The sequence below is a fragment of the Phreatobacter sp. GW821-FHT04C01 genome (assembly GCF_059420385.1).
This window is the reverse complement of record NZ_JBWKTP010000007.1, coordinates 168,412-189,959: the sequence shown is the minus strand read 5'-3', so window position 1 is coordinate 189,959 and position 21,548 is coordinate 168,412. Positions and strand designations below refer to the sequence as shown.

The 21,548-nt window shown below is 66.4% G+C and carries 24 protein-coding genes, 1 tRNA gene and 1 pseudogene; 14 read left to right on the top strand and 12 right to left on the bottom strand.

From position 1 onward, the window contains the following. The first annotated feature begins 123 nt into the window (after positions 1 to 123). The gene (locus tag AC07WJ_RS24915; protein ID WP_494937543.1) at positions 124 to 1,137 is read left to right on the top strand and encodes a glycoside hydrolase family 25 protein; all 1,014 of its coding nucleotides are present in this window, start codon (positions 124 to 126) and stop codon (positions 1,135 to 1,137) included. A 640-nt stretch (positions 1,138 to 1,777) separates the two neighbouring features. On the opposite strand, the gene AC07WJ_RS24910 is transcribed toward AC07WJ_RS24915, so the two are convergent. Further along, on the bottom strand, positions 1,778 to 2,551 hold the full coding sequence (locus AC07WJ_RS24910; RefSeq protein WP_494937365.1) for a cyclase family protein: 774 nt from the start codon (positions 2,549 to 2,551) through the stop codon (positions 1,778 to 1,780). 121 nt (positions 2,552 to 2,672) lie between these two features. Continuing rightward, positions 2,673 to 3,662 (bottom strand): fumarylacetoacetate hydrolase family protein, encoded by a 990-nt coding sequence (locus AC07WJ_RS24905; RefSeq protein WP_494937364.1) that lies wholly within the window; start codon positions 3,660 to 3,662, stop codon positions 2,673 to 2,675. A 98-nt stretch (positions 3,663 to 3,760) separates the two neighbouring features. On the opposite strand from AC07WJ_RS24905, the gene AC07WJ_RS24900 reads away from it, so the two are divergent. Genes AC07WJ_RS24900 through AC07WJ_RS24880 form a run of 5 tightly spaced genes read left to right on the top strand, consistent with a single transcriptional unit; the run spans position 3,761 to position 7,761 of the window. Beyond that, complete coding sequence (locus tag AC07WJ_RS24900; RefSeq protein WP_494937363.1) at positions 3,761 to 4,690, top strand: ABC transporter substrate-binding protein; 930 nt, start codon at positions 3,761 to 3,763, stop codon at positions 4,688 to 4,690. Between the two features lie 10 nt (positions 4,691 to 4,700). Continuing rightward, positions 4,701 to 5,396: an FCD domain-containing protein gene (locus AC07WJ_RS24895; protein WP_494937362.1), complete on the top strand. Its 696-nt coding sequence runs from the start codon at positions 4,701 to 4,703 to the stop codon at positions 5,394 to 5,396. A 2-nt stretch (positions 5,397 to 5,398) separates the two neighbouring features. After that, positions 5,399 to 6,220 (top strand): ABC transporter ATP-binding protein, encoded by an 822-nt coding sequence (locus AC07WJ_RS24890; RefSeq protein WP_494937361.1) that lies wholly within the window; start codon positions 5,399 to 5,401, stop codon positions 6,218 to 6,220. A gap of 9 nt (positions 6,221 to 6,229) precedes the next feature. Then, complete coding sequence (locus AC07WJ_RS24885) at positions 6,230 to 6,994, top strand: ABC transporter permease (RefSeq protein ID WP_494937360.1); 765 nt, start codon at positions 6,230 to 6,232, stop codon at positions 6,992 to 6,994. Further along, the gene (locus AC07WJ_RS24880) at positions 6,991 to 7,761 is read left to right on the top strand and encodes an ABC transporter permease (protein ID WP_494937359.1); all 771 of its coding nucleotides are present in this window, start codon (positions 6,991 to 6,993) and stop codon (positions 7,759 to 7,761) included. The genes AC07WJ_RS24885 and AC07WJ_RS24880 overlap by 4 nt, the downstream gene beginning before the upstream one ends. 27 nt (positions 7,762 to 7,788) lie before the next feature. On the opposite strand, the gene AC07WJ_RS24875 is transcribed toward AC07WJ_RS24880, so the two are convergent. Continuing rightward, positions 7,789 to 8,364: a LuxR C-terminal-related transcriptional regulator gene (locus tag AC07WJ_RS24875; RefSeq protein ID WP_494937358.1), complete on the bottom strand. Its 576-nt coding sequence runs from the start codon at positions 8,362 to 8,364 to the stop codon at positions 7,789 to 7,791. 202 nt (positions 8,365 to 8,566) lie between these two features. On the opposite strand from AC07WJ_RS24875, the gene AC07WJ_RS24870 reads away from it, so the two are divergent. Further along, on the top strand, positions 8,567 to 9,310 hold the full coding sequence (locus tag AC07WJ_RS24870; protein WP_494937357.1) for a haloacid dehalogenase type II: 744 nt from the start codon (positions 8,567 to 8,569) through the stop codon (positions 9,308 to 9,310). 215 nt (positions 9,311 to 9,525) lie between these two features. Here the strand turns inward: AC07WJ_RS24870 and AC07WJ_RS24865 are convergent, their stop codons facing one another. The 3 genes from AC07WJ_RS24865 to AC07WJ_RS24855 form a co-directional block, all read right to left on the bottom strand. After that, positions 9,526 to 10,599 (bottom strand): mechanosensitive ion channel family protein, encoded by a 1,074-nt coding sequence (locus AC07WJ_RS24865; RefSeq protein ID WP_494937356.1) that lies wholly within the window; start codon positions 10,597 to 10,599, stop codon positions 9,526 to 9,528. Between the two features lie 132 nt (positions 10,600 to 10,731). Beyond that, complete coding sequence (locus tag AC07WJ_RS24860; protein ID WP_494937355.1) at positions 10,732 to 12,198, bottom strand: alpha/beta hydrolase; 1,467 nt, start codon at positions 12,196 to 12,198, stop codon at positions 10,732 to 10,734. 130 nt (positions 12,199 to 12,328) lie between these two features. Continuing rightward, positions 12,329 to 12,646: a hypothetical protein gene (locus AC07WJ_RS24855; RefSeq protein ID WP_494937354.1), complete on the bottom strand. Its 318-nt coding sequence runs from the start codon at positions 12,644 to 12,646 to the stop codon at positions 12,329 to 12,331. Positions 12,647 to 13,051: 405 nt separating this feature from the next. Here AC07WJ_RS24855 and AC07WJ_RS24850 point away from each other — a divergent pair, with 405 nt between their 5' ends. The 3 genes and pseudogenes from AC07WJ_RS24850 to AC07WJ_RS24840 all read left to right on the top strand — a co-directional run bounded on the left by AC07WJ_RS24850 (position 13,052) and on the right by AC07WJ_RS24840 (position 13,939). Further along, entirely contained in the window at positions 13,052 to 13,381 is a 330-nt protein-coding gene (locus tag AC07WJ_RS24850) for a hypothetical protein (RefSeq protein WP_494937353.1), read from the top strand. A gap of 17 nt (positions 13,382 to 13,398) precedes the next feature. Next, positions 13,399 to 13,646: pseudogene (locus AC07WJ_RS24845) on the top strand (BrnT family toxin). Next, positions 13,643 to 13,939: a BrnA antitoxin family protein gene (locus tag AC07WJ_RS24840; RefSeq protein WP_494937352.1), complete on the top strand. Its 297-nt coding sequence runs from the start codon at positions 13,643 to 13,645 to the stop codon at positions 13,937 to 13,939. Before AC07WJ_RS24845 ends, AC07WJ_RS24840 begins: the two are co-directional and overlap by 4 nt. 400 nt (positions 13,940 to 14,339) lie before the next feature. Here the strand turns inward: AC07WJ_RS24840 and AC07WJ_RS24835 are convergent. Continuing rightward, positions 14,340 to 14,413, bottom strand: a tRNA-Gln gene (locus AC07WJ_RS24835). A gap of 334 nt (positions 14,414 to 14,747) precedes the next feature. Here AC07WJ_RS24835 and AC07WJ_RS24830 point away from each other — a divergent pair. The 4 genes from AC07WJ_RS24830 (at position 14,748) to AC07WJ_RS24815 (ending at position 17,887) form a co-directional block, all read left to right on the top strand. Continuing rightward, complete coding sequence (locus AC07WJ_RS24830) at positions 14,748 to 15,524, top strand: alpha/beta hydrolase (protein WP_494937351.1); 777 nt, start codon at positions 14,748 to 14,750, stop codon at positions 15,522 to 15,524. A 115-nt stretch (positions 15,525 to 15,639) separates the two neighbouring features. Continuing rightward, positions 15,640 to 15,999: a hypothetical protein gene (locus tag AC07WJ_RS24825; RefSeq protein ID WP_494937350.1), complete on the top strand. Its 360-nt coding sequence runs from the start codon at positions 15,640 to 15,642 to the stop codon at positions 15,997 to 15,999. Between the two features lie 65 nt (positions 16,000 to 16,064). Further along, positions 16,065 to 17,186 (top strand): Ppx/GppA phosphatase family protein, encoded by a 1,122-nt coding sequence (locus AC07WJ_RS24820; protein ID WP_494937349.1) that lies wholly within the window; start codon positions 16,065 to 16,067, stop codon positions 17,184 to 17,186. Further along, the gene (locus AC07WJ_RS24815; protein ID WP_494937348.1) at positions 17,183 to 17,887 is read left to right on the top strand and encodes an RlmE family RNA methyltransferase; all 705 of its coding nucleotides are present in this window, start codon (positions 17,183 to 17,185) and stop codon (positions 17,885 to 17,887) included. Before AC07WJ_RS24820 ends, AC07WJ_RS24815 begins: the two co-directional genes overlap by 4 nt. A gap of 31 nt (positions 17,888 to 17,918) precedes the next feature. Here the strand turns inward: AC07WJ_RS24815 and AC07WJ_RS24810 are convergent, their stop codons facing one another. The 5 genes from AC07WJ_RS24810 to AC07WJ_RS24790 all read right to left on the bottom strand — a co-directional run bounded on the left by AC07WJ_RS24810 (position 17,919) and on the right by AC07WJ_RS24790 (position 21,340). After that, positions 17,919 to 19,046, bottom strand: a complete 1,128-nt coding sequence (locus AC07WJ_RS24810; protein WP_494937347.1) for a helix-turn-helix domain-containing protein — start codon at positions 19,044 to 19,046, stop codon at positions 17,919 to 17,921. An 18-nt stretch (positions 19,047 to 19,064) separates the two neighbouring features. Further along, on the bottom strand, positions 19,065 to 19,334 hold the full coding sequence (locus AC07WJ_RS24805) for a type II toxin-antitoxin system HigB family toxin (protein ID WP_494937346.1): 270 nt from the start codon (positions 19,332 to 19,334) through the stop codon (positions 19,065 to 19,067). Positions 19,335 to 19,415: 81 nt separating this feature from the next. Continuing rightward, positions 19,416 to 19,916 carry a DUF3016 domain-containing protein gene (locus AC07WJ_RS24800; RefSeq protein ID WP_494937345.1) on the bottom strand — a complete coding sequence of 167 codons (501 nt, stop codon included), beginning with the start codon at positions 19,914 to 19,916 and terminating at the stop codon, positions 19,416 to 19,418. A gap of 102 nt (positions 19,917 to 20,018) precedes the next feature. Beyond that, a complete protein-coding gene (locus AC07WJ_RS24795) occupies positions 20,019 to 20,708 on the bottom strand; it encodes a glutathione S-transferase family protein (protein WP_494937344.1) in 690 nt (229 codons plus the stop codon). Then, positions 20,705 to 21,340, bottom strand: coding sequence for an LmrA/YxaF family transcription factor (locus AC07WJ_RS24790; RefSeq protein ID WP_494937343.1), 636 nt, complete (start codon positions 21,338 to 21,340; stop codon positions 20,705 to 20,707). Before AC07WJ_RS24790 ends, AC07WJ_RS24795 begins: the two co-directional genes overlap by 4 nt. Between the last annotated feature and the right edge of the window lie 208 nt (positions 21,341 to 21,548).

Here is a 21,548-nt window from a genome sequence, read left to right as displayed (position 1 = left end):
TCGGCGCGATCAACTCCTGGCGAACGAAAGATCGGGTATTTTTGGGTCGCATTGGCAGTTCGGGACAATTGGGCCCGGAAACGGGAAAAATATCTCGTTTCCCCACAGATGATCTGTATGAACATACGCTTTACTTATGCTCCTGCAGTCCTGCTCACGTGTCTCGGCCTCGCCGGATGCGCCGCGAGCCCGCAGCTCGAGGGTGCGGGGGCGCCGCAGCAGGTCGCCGAGATGACCGGCTCGATCACCAGGTCGCCCCCATCCGCCGCCCGGACCGCAAGCCGCCCCGCGGCTTCCGACGACGGGGGACGGCCGGCCGCCATCATGCCAGGCGCGTCGCACGCGCCCCTGCCGGTCAGCCGGCCCACCGCGCTCGCCATGATCGGCACGCCCGCCGCGCCGGCCATTCAACGGCTTTCGGCGGATGCGGTACAGATCCATAGCCGGCGCTTTCGCGACGCCAAGCCGATCAATTTCGGCTCGGCCTCTCCCCGCAGGCTCGCGGTCCACGGCGTCGACGTGTCACGCTGGCAGGGCGATATCGACTGGGTGAGGCTGCGCAGCCAGGGCGCCAACTTCGCCTATATCAAGGCAACCGACGGCGGCGACCATCTCGATCCGATGTTCCACCGCAACTGGCATGCGGCAGACGCCGCCGGGCTGAGGCGCGGCGCCTATCATTTCTTCTACTGGTGCCGGTCCGCCAGCGAACAGGCGGCCTGGTTCATCCGCAATGTCCCGCGCGTCGAGGGCGCCCTGCCCCCGGTCATCGACGTCGAGTGGAACGGCGAGTCGCGCTGCACGCGGCGTCCGTCGCGCGAGCAGGTGCTGGAAAAGATGCGGGTCTTCATGGAGCGGCTCGAGGCCCATTACGGCCAGCGCCCGATCATCTATACGGCCCCGGACTTCTACCGCGACAACCTGCGCGGCGCCTTCCAGGATTATCCGTTCTGGCTGCGCGCCGTGGCGCAGCACCCGTCCAAGGTCTATCCGGGCCGCAACTGGCTGTTCTGGCAATATTCCGGGTCGGGCCTGTCGCATGGCGTCACCGGCCGGATCGACCTCAACGTCTTCCATGGCGACGAGAACGCCTGGCGTACCTGGCTCGCGCGATCGTCGCGGCTCGCGCGGTCTTAGAACCAGCGAGGCTCTACATCGTCTTGGCTGGGCTCGTGCCTGATTCCCACGACGTGTGTCGCGATCGGCAACCGCGGCCAATTCGTGGATGGCCGGGACGAGCCCGACAAGGACGAGAATGTCGGTCGGCGCATGGGCGCTGAAACGACCGAGCTTAGTCCCGGACGCTGGGCAGCATGTTCATGACCGCCGATCGCGGTGCCCCGGTCGCGGACACACGATCCCCGGACAAAAGAACGATCGCAAAAAGAGGAGCCAGGATGGGTGTTCCGACGACTGCCAGGACCAACGACGCCCGCACGATACACCTGACAAGCATGTTCTGAACTCGAAACCGACACATGACGCAGGGTAGTTGAACAAGATCCAACGCGATTTGAATTGTCGGTTCAGCCGGTATTCATTTCGGTGTCGGGAAAGTAATGACGACAGATCCATTTTGATGCAAACAATTCGTGGATGCCCGGGACAAGCCCGGGCAAGACGATGTGGTGCGAGCAAGAGGAGGTGGTGCGTGCAAGAAGAAGTCGTGCCGGGCCACCATCGCCTGGCTCTCTCCGTCTTGGCCGGGCTTGTCCCGGCCACCCACGACTTCAACCCGATTGCCCTCGGGGCGTAGCCCATACAGGGCGCGCATCACCTAATCGATGATGGCGATCGCCCGCGTCCAGCCGGCCGAGGCGCGTTCGATCTTCACCGGGAAGCAGGACACGGTGAAACCGGTCGAGGGCAATTGCTCGAGATTGTGCAGCTTCTCGATATGCGAATAGCCGATATGCCGGCCCGCCTTGTGGCCCTCCCAGATCAGGCTGGCGTCCCCCGTCTCGGCGTATTTTTTTGCCGTATAGACGAAGGGCGTGTCCCAGCTCCAGGCATCCGTGCCGGTGACCCTGACGCCGCGTTCGAGCAGGTACATGGTCGCCTCATAACCCATGCCACAGCCCGAATTGACATAGTCCTGCCGGCCGAATTTGGCGCCGGCGCTGGTATTGACCACGACGATGTTCAACGGCTTCAGCGTGTGCCCGATCCGCGCCAGCTCGCGCTCGACATCGTCGGCGGTCACCACATAGCCGTCGGCGAAATGACGGAAGTCCAGTTTCACGCCCGGCTGGAGGCACCACTCGAGCGGCACTTCGTCGATCGTCCAGGACCGCTCGCCCCGGTTCATCGTCGGGTGATAGTGCCAGGGCGCATCCAGGTGGGTGCCGTTATGGGTCGACAGGGTCACCCGCTCGACCGCCCAGGCCTGGCCATCGGGCAGGTCCTGCGGCTTCAGCCCGGGGAAGAACTTGAGCATGCGATCCATGCCCTGCTGGTGGTCAATATATTCGATGGTCGGATGGCCGCCGGGCGGATCGGCGGGCACGTCGTTCTGCAAGGGCACCGAAATATCGACCAATCGGCGTGACATGGCGTTTCTCCTGGGTTCTTGATCGCTGTTTTCTTGGTCGTGACGGCGGCCGAGCGCGGGATCGCCTTGAGGCATCATCCCGGACGAGCGGCCGCCGCAATCGTGTCAGGCCGCGGTGGCGTCAGGTGTTCTGGCGCTCGACGCGGTTCTTCAGGATGCCGATCTTCTCGATTTCGAGCTCGACCGTGTCGCCATGCTCGAGAAACAATCCGAGCTCCAGTCCGCAGCCGTCACCGACGGTGCCCGAGCCGATGAACTCGCCGGGCATCAGGGTCTCGTCGCGCGAAATATGGGCGATCAGCTCCTCGAACGAAAACAGCATGCCCTCGCTGGTGGAATCGCAACGCGTCTCGCCATTGACCCGCGCCTTCATGGCCAGGCGATAGGGGTCGCCGATCTCATCGGGCGTGACGATCCAGGGGCCGATGACATTGCCGCCGTCGAAGCTCTTGCCCTTCGAGGGACCGAGCCGGCCGGCCATCTCGATGCGCTGCGCGTCGCGCGCCGAGAAGTCGTTGAAAATGGTGAAGCCGAAAATATGGTCCTTTGCCGCCTTCGCATCGATATCGGATCCCCTGCCCTTGGTGATGCAGGCGAGCTCCAGCTCGTAATCCATGATCTGGCTGTATTTCGGCCATTTGACCGTCGAGCCGGTGCCGGCGACGCTGAAGCGATTGGTGATGTAATAGATCGGCACCTGCCGGTAGACCTCGGGCAATTCGCCGAGCGGCTGGGCATTCAGCCGCGCCAGCTCCGCCATGTCGCCGTTCCGGCGCGCGGCGTTTTTCTCCATGCCCCGGCCGCCCTGCAGAATGTGCTTCTGGAACGACATGGCGTCGCGCATCTGCCGGGGCTCGGGCAGCGGCGACAGCAGCTCGACCGCCGTCAGGTCCCGGGACAGGTCGGCCTCGCCGGAACGGCTGTCGAACAGCCGCCGCGCCTGGTCGAGCGCGGCGTCGCCGCCGTCGATCAGGTCCAGCATCGACTGGAAAGCCTGGTTCGGCGTCCCCGCGCGATCCGCCGCCGAGGCCAGGTCGAAGACCCGGCTGTCGCCGGAATGAACGATGCCGATGCGGGCCTTGCCGCTGTGTCGAAACGTCGCGAGTTTCATGGTCGCTCCTCCTTGCCTAAATAAATATATACGTACAGAATATCGATAAAATGAACGAGTCAAGCCAAACGCTTGATCATCTGGGAGGAGCCAGACACATGTTGAAATCACTCATCGGGACGATCGCGGGCGCCACCATGCTGCTCGCAGGCGCGGCCCAGGCCCAGCAAAGGGTCAAGATCGGCTGCACCGCGACCACCGACTGCGCTTCCGCCATGGTCGCGATCGATCAGGGGATCTTCAAGCGGCTCGGCCTCGACGCCGAGATGGTGCTGATCGGCATCAACTCGAACATCCCCGCGGCGCTCATGTCCAACTCGATCCAGATCGGCGGGCCGACCGCCACGGTGTTCCTGCAGGCCGCCGACGGCGGCCTCGGGCTGGTCGGCATCGCCGGCGCCTCGGCCATGACGCCGGCCAACAACCAGTTCACCGCCGTGGTCGTGCGCAACGGCCTCAGCCTGACAAAACCGGCCGATTTCATCGGCAAGAAGGTCGGCGCGCCCGGCTTCGGCGCCTATCTCCACGTTCTCTTCGTCAAATGGCTGATGGACAATGGCGTCGATCCGGCCAAGGTCAATTTCGTCGAAGTGACCTTCCCGACCATGAGCGACATTCTGCGGTCCGGCGCCGTCGATGCCGTGCTGTCCGGCGAGCCGATCGTGACCCGCATGCTCAATGCCGGCGTCGGCTCGGTCGGCGCGCGCTACGTCGCGGAGCTCGGCCGCAACGACCCGATCATCTTCTACGCCGCGTCCCGGACCTGGGCCGCGCAGAATCCGCAGGTCATCAGCGCCTTCCGCGCCGGCATTCGCGAGGCGGCCGAGATCGTCAACAACGATCCGGATAAGGCCTCGGAATCGATCGCCCGCTTCACCCGGCAGCAGATGGATCTCGTCAGGTCGAGCCCGCGCAGCCATGCCGCGCCGGTCTTGACCAGCGCCATGCTGTCCTGGTGGGTGACCGTCATGGCCCAGCAGAACCTGCTGCAGGGCAATCCCGATCTCGGCAAGCTCATCCTCGAATAGGAACCAGGCGATGACGTCTCCAGCCAGCGATCCCGTCCAGGACGGACCTTCCAGCGACACGCTGACCGACCGGGCCATTGCCCTGGTGCAGCGCGACATCCTGGCGGGGGCGCTGACGCCGGGCGCGCGGCTGAGGATCGTCGAACTGGTCGAGCGCTACGAGATCGGCGCAACACCGCTGCGCGAGGCCCTGTCGCGGTTGGTCTCGCGCGGCCTGATCCTGGCCATCGGCCAGCGCGGGTTCCGCGTGGCGAGCGTCAGCCGCGAGGACCTGCTCGATATCACGCAGGTGCGTGTGCTCGTCGAGATGGAGGCGCTGCGCCTGTCGATCGCCCATCGCGCCGACACCTGGGAGGCCGGCATCCTCGCCAGCCTCCACCGCCTGCGGCGCTATGTCGAACGCCAGGGCGAGAGTTTCGGCGAGGGCACGGAAGAATTCGATATCCTGCACAAGGCCTTCCATTCGTCGCTGGTCAGCGGCTGCGGATCCCCCCGGCTGACCGAGGCGATTTCCAACCTCTACGACCAGGCCTATCGCTATCGCCGCGTGATGATGCGGAGCCTTTCCGATCCCGACCGGTTCATCCGGTCGCACCAGAAGCTGGCCGACAGCGTGCTGTCGCAGGATCTCGCCGCCGCGAGCGAGGCCCTGTCCTCGCATCTCAGGACAACCCTCGACATCGTCTACCCCCAGGTCCCCAAATGAACGTGTCCAGCACGAGCCAAAGCCAGCGGACCGCCGAGCCCGCGCCCCGAAGCACGGGAAGCGCCGAGCCGCATTTCGACTTTTCCGGCGTCAGCCTGACGCTCGGCGCCAAGACGATCGTCGAGAATATCGACTTTCAGATCGGCAAGGGCGAGTTCGTCTGCATCATCGGCGCATCCGGATGCGGCAAGACCACGGCGCTGCGCCTCGCCGCCGGGCTCTACCAGCCCACCGGCGGCGCGGTCACCTTCGCCGGCGCGCCCATGCTGTCGCCGCGCCAGGACATCGCGATCATTTTCCAGGACTATGGCAAGGCACTGCTGCCCTGGCGCACGGCGGCCGGCAACGTGTCGCTGGCGCTGGAGGCGGCCAAGGTGCCGAAGGCGCAGCGCGGCGCGCTGATCCAGGACTACCTGACCAAGGTCGGACTGCCCGACCATGCGCACAAATATCCGACCGAGATGTCGGGCGGCATGCAGCAGCGCCTGCAGATCGCGCGCTGCCTGGCCCAGGACCCGCGCGCCCTGCTGATGGACGAGCCGTTCGGCGCACTCGACGCCATGACGCGCCAATCGCTGCAGGACGAGGTCCTGTCGCTGGCGGCGGCAACCGGGGCGACCGTGCTGTTCGTAACCCACGACCTCGAAGAGGCGATCTATCTCGGCGACCGGGTGATCGGGCTGCTGCCCCATCCCGGCCGCATCGGCATCGAGCTCAAGATCGACCTGCCCCGGCCGCGCGATCAGCTGACGACACGCGAGGATCCCGAATTCCTGCGCCTGAGGCGCACCCTGTTCGATTTCATCAAGGCTTCGGAAAGCTGAGGGGCCGGCATGAACAACGACCGACTGAAGGGACTGCTGCTGCCGCTCGCCGCCGTGCTCGCCATGGAGGCCTGGCTGCGCTGGTCCGGGATCCAGAGCGAGTCGCTGGCGCCGCCGAGCCAGGTCATCGTCGCGCTGGCCGCGGCGCTCGCCGACGGCTCGATGCTGGCGGCCACCGGCGAGACCTTGATCGGCGCCTTCACCGGCCTGGTGATCGGCGTCTCGATCGGGCTGGTTCTCGGCCTGCTGCTCGGCCTGCTGCCGCCGGTCGACCGGCTGATGGAGGTCACCGTCGAATCCATCCGCCCGATCCCCTCGGTCGCCCTCTTGCCGATCGCGCTGATGGTCTTCGGTTTCGGCTATATGATGGAATTCTCGATCGTCGCGAAGACCTGCACCTTCGCCACCCTGATCATGACCCGGGCGGCGGTCAGGGGCGTCGAACCCAGGCTGCTGGAGGTCGCCCGGGCGCTCAGGCTGTCGCCGGTCGCGCGCATCTGGAAGATCGTCATCCCGGCAGCGCTGCCGCGGATCTTCATCGCCTTTCGCCTGGCGGCCGGCGCGGCGCTGATCGTCGCGGTCACGGTCGAAATCACCATGAACCCAATGGGCCTGGGCTTTGCCATGATGACCGCGCAGCAGGCGCTTCGGCCGGACCTGATGCTCGCCTATCTCGTCTGGATCGGCATTGTCGGCTTCCTCTGGAATGCGACGCTTCTGTTCGCGCAGCGCCGTTTCTTCGGCCGCGCGGCCATTGTGGAGGGCGAGCTGTGAGCCTGTCATCGCAAATGCTCTGGCGCCTCGCGAGCCTCGCCGTCGCCGCTGGCTTTGTCATGCTGTGGCAAGTGCTGGCCAATTCGCAGCTGATCTCGCCGGTCTTCCTGCCGGGCCCGGATCGGGCCTGGGCGGCCCTGGTGCGCGGCTTCACCGCCCGTGACCTCGGCGCCAAGGTCCTCGGCACGCTGCAGCACATGGCATTCGGCTGGCTCGCTGCCTCGCTCGCGGCGATCGTGCTCGGCTCGCTGATCGGCTCGTCCCGGCGCGCGCGCATCTATGTCGCGCCGTCGCTGGAATTCCTGCGGCCGCTGCCGGTCTCCGCCATCATTCCGGTCGCGATCGCGCTCTATGGCCTGAGCGAAGCCATGGCCATCTTCGTCATCGCCTTCGGCACGCTCTGGCCCATGCTGCTCGCCACCATTCACGGCTTCGCGGCGGTTGAGCCCCGGCTCTACGAGGTCGCCCGCAGCCTGAACCTGTCGCGCCTGGAGACCATCTTCAAGATCGCCCTGCCCTCGGCCATGCCCGACATTCTCGCGGGCATGCGGATCAGCCTGACGGTCGCGCTCATCCTCTCCGTGGTCTGCGAGATCGTCGCCGGCCTGAACGGGCTCGGCCAATGGATCCTGATCTCGGCGCGCATGTTCCGCGCCCCCGACCTGTTCGCCGGCGTCATGCTGCTCGGCCTGATCGGCTATCTCGCGGCGGCCTGTATCGGCGAGGTCGAGCGGCGGCTGCTGGCCTGGCGCATGCGCGGGCATTGAGGGCGCGGATGCAGGAGATGCGTTCCGCTATCCCGTGAGCAGGCGCGTCACCAGGTCGGGCGTGTTCGTGACGTCGTATTTGCGGAGCAGCCGGGCCTTGTAGATGTCGACCGTCCTGGGGCTGATCCCCAAGGCGCGCGCCACCTCCTTGCCCGTCCGCCCCTCGATCAGCAGGGCGGAGATGTCGCGCTCCCGCGGCGTGAGAGAGCCCCGGATCGTGGTTTTCGAGGCGCTCCGGGCGGATAGCTCGGTGAAAACCCACAACGTGTTCTTGTAGGGCTCGCGCGGCGTGTAGGTGAGCCCCCGCACATGAACCCAGAACAGCTCGCCGTTGAGACGGCGCATCACGCGATCGTCGGCGAAGACGCGGTCGCGCCCGAGCACGAGGCCGACCCGAACGCCCGTGCTCTCGAAATGCGTCTGCGAGGGATAGAGATGTTCGAAGGTCGTGCCGACAAAAGCCTCCGGACGCCCGCCGAACATCGCCCCGAACGCCTTGTTGCAGGCGCAGATCAGGCGATCGCGGGCAATCACCTGGCCGACCGGCGCATCCTGAAAGGCCCGTCGATAGTCGATCTCCGCCGGTCCGGCCTGTCTCGCCATGTCGCCTCCCGGAGCGCCGGACACTTAAGTGCCCGACACCTATCGCCTTAGGTGACGACGAGTTTTAGCCTGTTCGGACAAGGCATCAAACGGAAGGTTTTCGGTCCGTGCCCACAGGTCGGGCAAGGCGGCCCGCGCCACGAATCTGGCGGCCAGGGCCGGGACTGCCCGATGGACGATCGCCCGACAAGGAGACTTCGCCATGCGACTTACCGATTTCAAAGCGCTGACATTCGACTGCTACGGCACGCTCATCGACTGGGAGAGCGGCATGGTCCAGGCGCTCCGGCCGCTGACCCGCCAGATCAAGCGCGAAGTCACGCGCAATGAAATTCTCGAAATGCATGCGCGCCACGAGGCGAGCCAGGAGCTCTATACGCCGGCCAAGCCTTATCGGGAGTTGCTGGCGATCGTCTATAAGCGGCTGGCGGAAGAATGGGGCGTCGCCGCAAGCCATGAGGCTTGCGCCACATACGGCCGGTCGATCGAACATTGGCCCGCCTTCGAAGACTCCGCGGAAGCACTGCGATATCTCAAGAAGCACTTCAAGCTGGTCATCCTGTCGAATGTCGACAATGAATCCTTCCTGCACAGCAATCGGCGGCTGCAGGTAGAGTTCGACGCGATCTACACCGCCGAAGACATCGGATCCTACAAGCCGAGCCCGCGCAATTTCGACTATATGCTCGAAAAGCTGAGCGGCCTCGGGGTTCGCCGCGAGCAGGTGCTCCACACCGCCGAGAGCCTGTTCCACGACCACAAGCCCGCCAACGCCTTCAACCTGGCGTCCTGCTGGATCTATCGCCGACACGCCGACCAGGGTTTCGGCGCCACCATGGACCCGGGCGAACGGCCCAAGGTCGATTTCAAGTTCAACAGCATGGCGGAATTGGTGAAGGCCCACCAGGAACAGCTACGCGCCGAGGGTGAGGCGTCGCGGGGTTGAGGCCGGAGAGCGATGCCCCCTGAACGGCCGCCATACACGAAAAAAGGCCCACGTCCGTTTCGGGCGTGGGCCAATTGGAAGTCTACAATCGCAACCTATGATACGGCTCAGCCGGCTGTCTGGATCATGACAGAACACCACATGGCCCAGGCCGCCGTGAAACCTGGCCCCCACACGAGCGACGGTTTGCTGCGCCTTGCCTGGTGGCGACCTGGCTAGGCGCGACGATCCGTGAGTTCGGCGCGGTGGCGCGGCAGGCAGGCCGGATAGTTCGCTTGCAGATAGCCGATGATCTGCTCACGAATGGCGCAGCGCAGGTCGAAGGTGCGACGCGAATCCGAGGCCGAGGCGAGGATCCTGAGCTCCAGGCAGGTCTGCCTGAAGTCGGTGACCTGGACGTTGACGACGCGCCGGTCCCACAGCGGCGACACCGCGACGATGGCCTCGACCTTGGCGCGGATGACCTGAACCGGCGCGGTATAGTCGAGATAGATCATCACGGTTCCGATGAGGGTCGCCTCCTCGCGCGTCCAGTTCTGGAATGGCCGCTCGATGAAATAGCTGAGCGGCAGGACGAGCCGCCTGAGATCCCAGATACGAATGACGACATAGGTCGCGGTGATCTCTTCGACATTGCCCCACTCGCCCTCCACCAGGAGGGCGTCGTCGATGCGGATGGGCTGCGTGATCGCCAGTTGGATGCCGGCGAAAATGTTCTTCAGCACCGGCTGCAGGGCAAGGCCGGCAATGACGCCCGCGACGCCGGCCGAGGCCAGGAGACTGACGCCATATTGCCTGACGCCGTCGAAGGTCATGAGACAGGACGCGAGCGCGACCGCCACGATCATGGTCGCCGCCACGCGCTGCAGGATATGCGTCTGCGTCACGTGTTTGCGCGCCAGCAGATTGTCGCTGGAATCGAGCTTGAACCGCCTGAGATAGACGACGGTCCAGACATGCAGCGCGGTATGGGCCGTCCAGGCCAGCAGGATGACCGAACAGAGCACGACGACCTGGTGGACGATTGCCCCCTGCTCGGGCGTCAGCGGCGCCAGCGGCTGAACGATCAGCACCGTCGCGACCACGAAGGCGAGCCGCAGCGGCCGCCGGTTGCGCGAGACGATCGAACGCCAGAACAGGTCGCGGTTCCGGACGAGCTCGGTGGCCATGCGAAAGGCGACCCTGTGGGCCAGCACCGCCAGCGCGATGGCGGTGACGAGCAGGAGCGCGCTGATCAGCCAGGGCGGCATCCAGGACAGGTGATCGAAAAGCTGCCGGCAGCAGGCCATGAAACATCCACGGTGGTCTCGGGGTCGCAGGAACGATCGCACTCATGCGATCACCTGGACCAACCCCTATCGGCGGGTTGTGTTTCATGACATCGCGCCGCCGCGGCGTGCCGGGCCCGGTGCGCTGGCCGTTCAGGGACGCCGAAGCGCCTCGCCGGCGCCGGTCGTGATGCCCTCGTCGATCCTCGCCATCAGGTAAGGAAAGAACGGGTTCGACGTCATCCGGAGCAGCGAATCCAGATTGATCACCAGGGCGCCGCTCTCGCCGCGCGCCGCGAAGGAGCCGAGATTGACGCCGAAGGTTTCACTGCCATCGGGATGCGAGCCATAAAGCGCGTCGTTTGTCGGGAACGGCAAGGCGATATGCGACAGCGAATAGGCGTCGGGCGGATAGGACAGTCCGAGGCCATGGACCTGTTCCGTCACCGCACCGGCCTCGGTGGTCCGCGCCTCCATGGCGCCGGTTTCGGGATCGGCATTGGCAATGATCGTCGTCCGGAATGGGCGCGGCGCATTGGGCAGGAGCCGGCTGAGCACGGTCTCCGTCGCCGGACGGAACAGCAGCCCGAGCTTGGCGGCGCGATTGAGGTCGAACAGCACCAGTTCGCTGCCGTTCGCCGGCAGCCGGGCATAGAGGGCCGATACGATGGCGCTGGTGCTGACGGTGGAATCGATCACCGACTGGAAGGTCAGGATGGGCGGCAGCCGGCCGAGCGTTCCAGCTTCGGCGCCGCGCAGCACGGCCTGCTGCAGGGCCGCGGTCAGGCGGTGCGACTGGCGCGCGCCATTGACCGGAAAGGAGTTGTATTTGAACGGGTTGAACTCCGGCAGGACGCTGAGCCAGGCGGCCTTGGCGAAGGCCGGAAAGATCGCGGGCAAATCAGCCAGCCAGGCGAAACGGGCAAACCCGGTGACGCCGATCATCGGCGAGATCAGGACAAGGCGGTCCGGCCGGCGCAAGGCCGGATCGCCCAGCGCGTCGAGCGCATAGGTCAGCGCCAGCGCCCCGCCATTCGAATAGCCGACGAGGTGCAGGGGCTTGGACGACCCGACGCGCCGGAGCGCCTCGCGCACGGCGAGCCGGGTCGCCGCCAGCCAATCCTCCCACGCGACATCGGTCAGGGCGGCGGGCACCGTGCCATGGGCGGGCAGCCGGATGGCAATGGCGAGATAACCCTGCGCCCGGTAGCGTTCGGCGATATGGCGGACGCTGTAGGGCGCGTCCGTCAGGCCGTGCAGCAGCACCACCGCGCCGGCCGGAGCACCGGCCGGCTCGAGCACGAAAGAGCGGTTCCAGTCGCGGCCGAACCGGCCCGGATAGACCGGGCTGCCGTCGAAATAGCGATTGATCGGAATCCGATCCGCCTCGTCGAGCTTTTGCGTGACGTCGGTGCGCAAGGCCTCGAAGATCCTGGCTTCGGCGGCGACATAGGTGGCCCAATCACCCCTGTCGAGCTCGGTCCGGCTCAGTTCGCGCGGCACATAGGTGTGCCAGGGCTCGAGCGCCGGCCCACGTTCCGAATCATAGATGCGGACCGCGAGGACGGTGACGAGCACCACGGCGAGAACGACCAACCAGCGCCTCACCGATCTCATCATGCTGGCCTCCTCGCGCCGGGCTGCGGGTCGCAGGCACAATCAGGGCGTTGCCGGCCCGCGGCAAGAGCATTGCACGGATGCGATGGTCATCGCCGCCGAGGGCCGGGCGACTGGCGAAGCGTGGAGCCGATCAGTCGGCCGCGGCGGCACGCCGATCCTGCTCGGCTCCGGCATGATCACCCAAGGCCGTCCGCACGCGGGCGCGCAATTCCCAGGCAGGCCTGAAGTCGGGTTTCAGGTCGATGACCTCGTCGAGATCGAACGAGGCCGACGAGAGCCGGCCCGCGCCATGCATGGCCTCGGCGCGCGAGAACAGCGCGTAGACGAGGTTGGTTTTCTTCTGTTCGTCGGTCGCGGCCTCCTCGCGCACAAATTCGGCGGCAGCGGTGAAGTCGTCGATTGCTCCGGCCCGATTGCCGCGCGCGCCCCTGATATCGCCGCGCAGCATGAACAGCGCCCAGCTCCTCTGCCCGGCGAAGGCCCGATTGGCGTCGGCCTCGGCCTTCTCGAATTCCCGCAGTGTCCAATATCCGTGGGCTCGGTAGAAATAATAGGCGCTCAGGTCCGGATCCCCTCGCCTGCTCGACCGGATGAGCGCGTCGCAGCCGCGGACCCGATCAGGCGCGGTCAATGTTTCACCGACACACCGCTCGACGGCCTGCTCGCGGCTGTTTCGGGCGAGAACCGGACCGGCGCAGGCGATCACCGATGAAGCGGCAAGCACGATGCAAAGAATGCGTGATCTCATTGACGCTCCAGTTCGTTCGGCCTCGTGAGAAGGGGCCGAGGAGCGCTCCTCGTCGGATGCGAACCGTGGCCGAGTCTCGGAGGCTTTGTCCCGCGAAAGAGGCTGGTGAACGGCAGCGCGAACCGGCTCTCGGCCGCCGCGGCCAAGCTGGCGGCGTCACGTTGCGGACATTTGTCACGATGGAATGGACCGGACATCCGCCAAGAAACACGCGGGTATCGGGATGACGCGGCGCGCCATGGTGAGCTTGCGCGCTGTGCGATGGCCGGCATTGCTGGCCTGCCGATCAACTGGCTCTCGCAAGCCTGGATGATGCAGATCTCGCCCAAGGCCGAATCCGACGCGGCCATCGCCGAGTGCGAGATGTCAAAGCACCGACGATCCAGTGAGATGTCCAATTTTCGTACACGAATATTATTGACGCCCGACTATTAATCGTGTACGAATAACAAGTGAACATCACCTACGATGAAGCGAAGCGACGCCAGAACATCCAGAAGCACGGCCTCGACTTCGCCGATCTCGATATGGATTTCTTCGCCACGTCCATGGTGGTGCCGGCCAATGCCGACCGCTTCATGGCTATCGGTAAATTTCAGGGCCAGACGATCATCGCCGTCGTGTTCGCCCCCTGGGCACAGAAGCGATCTCGGTGATTTCAATGCGGCCGGCGAGCCGCAAGGAAAGGAGCATCCTATGACCCGCGCGAAGCGACTGACGGACGCCGAAGAGGCCGCCATTCAGAGGCAGATTGCCAACGCCCCCGAGGCACCCGAGGCAACCGACGAACAGCTGCGGAAGGCCAGGCCTTTTGCGGAGGCGTTCCCGGATCTGATGGAAGGCATCAAACGCTCGCGAGGTCGGCCGAGATCGCCAGCGGCGAAAGAAGCGGTGACCCTTCGTCTCGCCCCCGCCACGCTGGCGAAGTTCAAAGCGACCGGGAAGGACTGGCGAATAACAATGAGCAGGCTGCTCGACAAGGCGAAGGTGTGAGCCCCGATAAGCCGTCGGTTGCTCGCTTCAACTGGCCGAAGGAGGGAAATAAGTACGTACCATCATAATTGCCGATGATCCGGCGCAAGGCTTAGCCACCTCCCCATTGCGCCCTGAGGCACCCCGCTAAATCCTGCAACGGTGACGGCGTCAGGATCGCATTTTCTGATTGAGGGATGACACCCGCGATTCCCGGCAAGATTTGGCAAGTGCATACCCTCCACCGCCCGGCGAACGAAGGCCCGCGTTGCGCAGACGACGTTTGTGCGAACAATGAAAGAGCGCGGACGCTATGGGCCACGAGGACGATGCAGCCAGACATCCGGCAGGCGAAGGCGAAAACAAACGCCGCGACCGTCGCCGTCAGCTGCTACGAAATGCTCAAAGGCGCACGCTTGAATGGCTGGGGGACCTGGATTCGAACCAAGACTAGCGGAGTCAGAGTCCGCTGTTCTACCATTAAACTATCCCCCACCAGCGGACCTTGCGGCCCGTCGCCGGTGCGAGGCGCGGTCATAGTCGATTAGCCGGTGGGGTTCAAGAGCCCCCCGGTGAGAATTGCACCGCGACGCTGCCTCCTGTGCAAAACGACGGAGCGCCCGAGCGCGCGCAACCGCCTGGCGCTGCGATTGCCGGCCTTCCGGCCCCATCGCGAAATCCGCGGCCGATCCTCGCAACAGGCACTGCAGGATCGTTCAATCGGCGCCCCGGCCGCCTGCATAAGCTTTTGTTCGGCAGGACAGCGACAGAGACCCATGCACGCAAACCTGCCGCGAGCCCGCATTGTAAGTCAAAAGGGAGCACTCACATGTTGAACACTCTGGCCATGATGGCATCGGCAGCGACCATTGCTCTTGGCGTTGCTGTCTCCGGCGCACGGGCGGCCGAGCCACTCAATGTCAAATCCGTCGTTCTTGTGCACGGCGGCTTCGTCGACGGGTCCGGATGGGAAGCGGTCTATTACCTGCTCAGGAAGGACGGCTATAACGTCACGATCGTCCAGAACCCGACGACCTCCCTCGCCGACGATGTCGCCGTTACCAGGCGGGCCATCGCGGCCGCGCCCGGCAAGGTCATCCTGGTCGGCCATTCCTATGGCGGCGTCGTGGTCTCGGAAGCCGGCACCGATCCCAAAGTGGCCGGCGTGGTCTATATCGCGGCCTTCGCCCCCGATGCCGGCGAGTCGGTGGCGAGCCTGATCGCCAATCCGCCGGCAGGCGCGCCGGTGCCGCCGATCCTGCCGCCCGTCGACGGCTTCCTGTTGCTCGACCGGGCCAAGTTCGCCGAGTCCTTCGCGGCCGACGTCCGCCCCGACCTCGCCGGCTTCATGGCCGATTCGCAGATCCCCTGGGGGGTGAGAGCGCTCGAGGGCAAGGTGACGGCGCCGGCCTGGCGGACCAGGCCGAGCTGGTATCTGGTCGCGACCGAGGACCGGATGATCCCGCCGCCGGCGCAGCGGACCATGGCGGGCCGGGCCCGCGCCACCACCGTGGAGGCGCGCGGCAGTCACGCCATCTACGTGTCGAACCCGAGCGCCGTCGCCGGCATCATCCAGCAGGCGGCCGCCAACGCCCCGGGGAACTAGAACACCCCCAAAGACGTCGAAAGCCTGGGTGCCGGTCCGGCGCCCAGGCCTTCCCGCACGGGGCCTTCCTTGCCAGGCCCTCCTGGCCCATCTCTTCCTGCACATCGCGGCGGGCTTGGACCGCATCACGGATCGAAGGGCCATCGGCCAGCCTGACGGCGCGCCCGCCTTCGGGCCGACATCCGGCGCCGGGGTCCAGCGCGCCAAGACGCTGCTCGCCACCAGCGGCACCGCGCGGACCAATATCGTGCCGGCCTGCAGCTTCGCCCGCCCGGGCCACCTGCCCCGCATCGTCGCATGCCGCGCCGGCGCGACGCCGGGCATGGCGCGATTCCCGTCGCTGCCTCGCCGTCACGCCGGCCCTCACTGTCCGGCGACAGACCCGGGAAACCCCTGGCGGGAATTGCCCTTCGATGCAGGTTTGCGCGCAAAGCTTGCGGCGCGGGCCTCGGCTGATACACTCGCGCCCAACTGAACAGGATCAATCGGTTGGCCCGTCGAGCGTTCGCGCGTTCCGGGGCAAACGGTGGAAAGGTCGCCATGGCCCACGAACCGCAGAACGGCGGTTCGCCGGGAGAATCGGGCGTGCAGCCGGCAACCCCGGCCGCAGGCGCGCGCGACGGGCATATGGCTCCGGCCAACCGCCCGCCGCGGCGGCTCTATGCCGCGCTCGATCTCGGAACCAATAACTGCCGCCTTCTGGTCGCCAAGCCGGAGGGCGCGAGCTTTCGCGTGGTCGACGCCTTCTCGCGAATCGTCCGGCTCGGCGAAGGCCTCGGCCAGACCGGGCGCCTGAGCGAAGCCGCCATGGACCGGGCGATCGAGGCGCTGAAGGTCTGCCGCGGCAAGTTGCAGGACCGGCAGGTGGCCCGGGCCCGGCTGATCGCCACCGAGGCCTGCCGCGCGGCGGCCAATGGCGCGGAGTTCATCGCCCGGGTGAAACACGAGACCGGCCTGGCGCTGGAAATCGTCGACCGCCAGACCGAGGCGCATCTGGCGGCCCAGGGCTGCGTGCCGCTGGCCGACCCGCATGCGCGCGGCGTCATCCTGTTCGATATCGGCGGCGGTTCGTCCGAGTTGGTCTGGCTCCTGCCGCGCGGACCCGGCAAGTCGGGTGGACCGCCGACCGCCGACATTCTCGGCTGGACCTCGCTGCCGGTCGGCGTGGTGACGCTGGCCGAGCGCCATGACGGCAAGCGGGTGACCCGCGAGAGCTTTGCCGTCATGGTCGACGAGGTCGCCGCGATGGTGGCGCGCTTCGTCCATCGCGACGCGATCCGCGGCCAGCTGCAGCATCTGCACATGCTCGGCACCTCCGGCACGGTGACGACGCTCGCCGGCGTGCATCTTGGCCTGCCCAAATATGACCGGCGACGGGTCGACGGCGCCTGGCTGGCGGCCGGCGAGGTCGACACCATCCTCGACCAGTTGCTCGACATGACCTATGAGCAGCGCATCGGTCATCCCTGCATCGGTGCCGAGCGCGCCGATCTGGTGCTGGCCGGCTGCGCCATCCTGGAGGGCATGCGCCGGCATTTTCCCTGCCAGCGCCTGCGGGTGGCCGACCGGGGCCTGCGCGAAGGCATTCTCGTCGGGCTGATGCGGGCCGACGGCGTCTGGCGGCGGCCTTTCTATCGACCCCATGACGGAGGCCGGCGATGAGCGCCAAATCAGGTGGCGGCAGCCGCGAAATGACGGTGCGGCTGAAAACCGCCAAGAAGCGCACCACCAGCCAGCAGCGCTGGCTGGAGCGCCAGCTGAACGATCCCTATGTGGCGCGCGCCCGGCGCGAAGGCTGGCGCTCGCGTGCCGCGTTCAAGCTGATCGAGATCGACGACAAGCTGAAACTGCTGAAACCCGGCCAGCGCATCGTCGACCTGGGGGCAGCGCCCGGCGGCTGGCTGCAGGTGGCGGCCAAGCGCATCGGCCTGGAAAAGGGCCAGGGCAAGATCGTCGGCATCGACCTCCTGGCCATCGATCCCGTGCCGGGCGTCGAGTTCATCCAGGGCGACTTCACCGCCGACGACGCGCCCGACCAGCTGAAGGCCCTGCTCGGCGGCGAGGCCGACGTGGTGCTGTCGGACATGGCGGCCAATGCCATGGGCCACAAGCAGACCGACCACATCAAGATCATCTATCTCGCCGAGCTCGCCATCCATTTCGCCCGCGAGGTGCTGGCGCCCGGCGGGCATTTCCTCTGCAAGGTGCTGCAAGGTGGCACCGAGGGCCAGCTGCTGGTCGACCTGAAGCGCGACTTCACCACGGTGAAACACATCAAGCCGCAGGCGAGCCGTGCCGATTCGAGCGAGCTCTATGTGCTGGCCATGGGGTTCCGGGGGCGGCAGCAGGCCGCCCCGGAGTGATCGCCGCGGCCTGAACCGCACCCCCGGCCATTCAGGGCTGGCGCAGCGGCTCGTTGCGGGCAAGCACCGCCGCGGTCTCGCTGATCATGCCGTCGCTGGCCATGCGGCCGAGCACCCAGTCGCGCCGCGAGCGGGCACGCCCGGCATTGTCGGCGAGATCGATCCGATAGAGGTTCGGCGCCTTGGGCAGTGCTGCGAGCGAGGCCGCCTCCGCCATGCTGAGCGCCCCGAGCGGCTTGCCGAAATAGGTGTCGGCGGCGGCGGCCACGCCATAGGCCGCGCCGCCGAAATAGATCTGGTTCAAATAGATTTCCAGGATGCGTTCCTTCGACAGCGCCGCCTCGATCCGGCTGGCCAGGATCGCCTCGCGCACCTTGCGGCGGAGCGACCGCGGCTGATCGGCCAGCAACAGGTTCTTGGCGACCTGCTGGGTGATGGTCGAGCCGCCGGCCGGATCGTTGCCGAGATTGGCGATGTTCTGCGCGGCGGCCCGGACGATGGCCGGCAGGCTGGTGCCGCCATGGTCGAAGAAACGCCGGTCCTCCGCCGCCAGGAAGGCCTTGACGACATGGCCGGGGATCATGTCGAGGGCGACGAAATCGCGTCGCTCCAGCAGCCGGCCATTGGCATCGCGCCGCGTGACGCTTTCCGGACGATAGGTCGCGAGCTGGCCGACCTCGGGCAGATCCCGGCCATAGGTCACGAGCAGCGCGCCGGCGCCGCCCCCGACCAGCAGCGCCAGGGCGGCGGTCGCCACGCCGGCGCGCTTGGCCCAGCGCTTCAGTTCGCCGCCGGCCAGCTGATAAGGCCGGCTCAGCAAATCCAGCGGAATGGCCCAGGCGCGCGCCAGCTTGTCGGCCATGCTGCCCGAAAGCGCCCGGCGCCGCGCCAGGATCTCGGAAGCGCGCGAGCGCGAGCCGAGGACTTCGGCGAGCTCGGCCTGCGACCGCCCCTGCGCCTGCATGGCGAAACCGATGACCGCGACCGGATCGGGGGCGCCGAGATCGGCGGCCTTCTGTTCGTAATTGGCCACCAGGATCGCCAGCACCTCCAGGCGGTCGGCCTCCGGCGTGCCGGCGGCGGCGCCCAGCAAGGCGCGGATCTCATCGAGCGCGCGCCGGTGATCTTCAGTGGAGCGGATCGGCTTCAGTGGTTCCATCTGGCTGACCTCTGGATGTCATGGAGATTCAAGTGAAATGCCGTCGATGACGACGAGACGGGCGGCGAAATGCACCGACCAGCGGATCGTCAGGGGCGGATGATCGAGCACGAGCCGCCATTGGCCGCCCGGCCCATCCGGCCGGCTGCGCGGCAAGGTGGCGAGAAGATCTGCGGCGCCGGACCAGTCGGCCGCCGCCACCAGGGCGTGAAAGGCACGCAGCATCGGCCCGGCCTCGGGGTGCTGGCGAATGGCGTCGTTGAGGAGAGGCAAGCCGACAATCTGCATGGACGCAGACTTGTTCCCAATTATGGGAACATTATGACCAGAAGACCGAGCTGCAGCGCTCCTGTTCGAAACGCCCCTGTCCTACCCGCGCGGCGGGCGGTTCTCGGCAAAACGCCTGCGGAACCAGTCGCGCAGCATGGCCTTCTCATAAGGCAGCCATTCGCTCGAATTGCGCGCCTGGACATTCGTGAGATAGTCGAGATCGGAGACGGTCTCTTCGGCGCTGGCAATGGTCCGGCCGGCCATTGCGAGGCGGTAGCGCAGCTTGACGCGCGGCGGCGTCATGTCACGCATCACCCTGATATCGTTGAACCGGGTGTTGAACGGCTCGTAACGGCCGGCGAGATCGACATCGAGAATCTCGATGCTGAGGGTCTGGCCGGGCCGCAGGTAGCGCTCGCCCATCCGCTGCAGGTAACGCTCCAGCTCCTTCATCAGCGAGTCGCGCTTGTAGGGGCTGCGAAAGTCCTGGTCGCCGAAGCGCTCGGGGGCGATGAAGCGGACATTGACGCCGGCGAGCGCGGCGCCCGGCAGGAGAAGCGCCAAGAGGGCAACGACAGCGACGATCCTGGATGCGCGCATGATCTCTCCGACATTATCGTCAAAGCCCCCGCAGCCATCATAGGCCGTTGCCGGGCGACACTGAAGAGGTCGCGTCGACGCGGATGCGCCGCCCGGAGCCGGTCAGGCGGTTGGCCGCCCGCCCGTCAGATCCGCCAGAAACGGCGGGATCGGCCTGCCGACCGAGACGAGATAGGCGACCATGGGGCCGACGACCCGGCGCACGGCCGGCCGCTGCGTCATCCGCGCCCGCCAGGCGATCAGGTTCGGGTGGTCGGCTGTGAGCCGCGCGCCCATGCGCTCGCCGAAGAGCTGCGCCATGAAGAAGGCAATATCGGCGACGGAATATTCGCCGGCGAGATAGTCCCGGCCGTCGACCTGCCGCTCCATCTCGGCATGGAACCGGCCGGCGGCCGTGAGCGCGGCAACCGCCGGCTCGCCGCCCAGCTGGTCCTGCAGGCTCATCAGCCTGATGATATCGGGAAAATAGACCTCGTCGGACTTGTGCTCGGTCAGGCGGGCCCGGGCGCGCGCCGCCGGCTCAGCCGGCCAGAGCGCAGGCTCGGGTTTCAGATGCTCGAAATATTCGCAGATCTGGGTCGAATCGAAGATTTCGAGATCGCCATGGATCAGCACCGGCACCTGGCGCTTGGGATTGATGCGCAGCACCTCCGGATGTTTCGGCTCGTAGAGCCGGTCCATGTCGAAGGGCACCATGACGACGTCGAAATCGAGCCCCTTCTCGAAGGCGGCGATCTGCACCTTGGCGCCGAACATGTTGAGCGGACCGTAGAACAGGCGCATGCGGTTCATCCTCGTCTCCCCAGGCTGTTGTTTGTCGTGGCGCCGCTCCGGTCGAGCATCCCGGCCAGATGGACGGCGCAGGCGCGCAACGGCCGGGCGCTCTGTTCCGCCTTGGCCATCGCCATGGCGCCGGAATAGGCGGCGACCACGAAGGTCGCGAGGCCGTCGGCGTCGTCGGTCCGGTCGGCGCGAAAGCACCGCGCAAGCGCCTCGCGCCAGCGCTGGAAGATCGCTTCCGTCGCCATGCGGAACTCGTGGTCGGCCAGCGACAGTTCGAGCGCCAGATTGTTGAGCGGACAGCCGCGCACGCCGCCCTGCCGTTCGAGATCCGTCGCGATGGTGTCGAACACGTCGAGGATGCCTTGGCGCGCCGAGGCGGCGGCGGTCACCGGGGCGATCCAGGTGGCCTCGACGGCCTCAGCGACCCGCTCGTTCAGCACGCCGAGACCAAGCGCCTTCTTGGTCGGGAAATGATGATGCAGCGCCCCACCCGTGGCACCGGCGAGCCGCATCACGTCGTGAATGCTGGTCGCGTGATAACCGGCGCGCTGGAAGGCGTCGAAGGCGACATCGAGCAGCCGGCGGCGCAGGCCGTCCGGGTCATTCGTGCGCTTGCGCCCTCGCCTCTCGTCCGTCGCCATCACGTTTCTCCAGCGGAGGACGCTAGCACAAATATAAAACAGGACAACCGGTCTGTTTTTCGAACAACAGACTTTGACGGGCGTCTCCGGTTCTCACCGCGTCCTGGCCGGGCTTGTCACGGCCATCCCCGGCTTGTGCGGTCGAGCTATTCGTGGATGGCCGGGACCAGGATCTGTCGCTGGGGTCGCGCATGGACCGGGGGTGCCG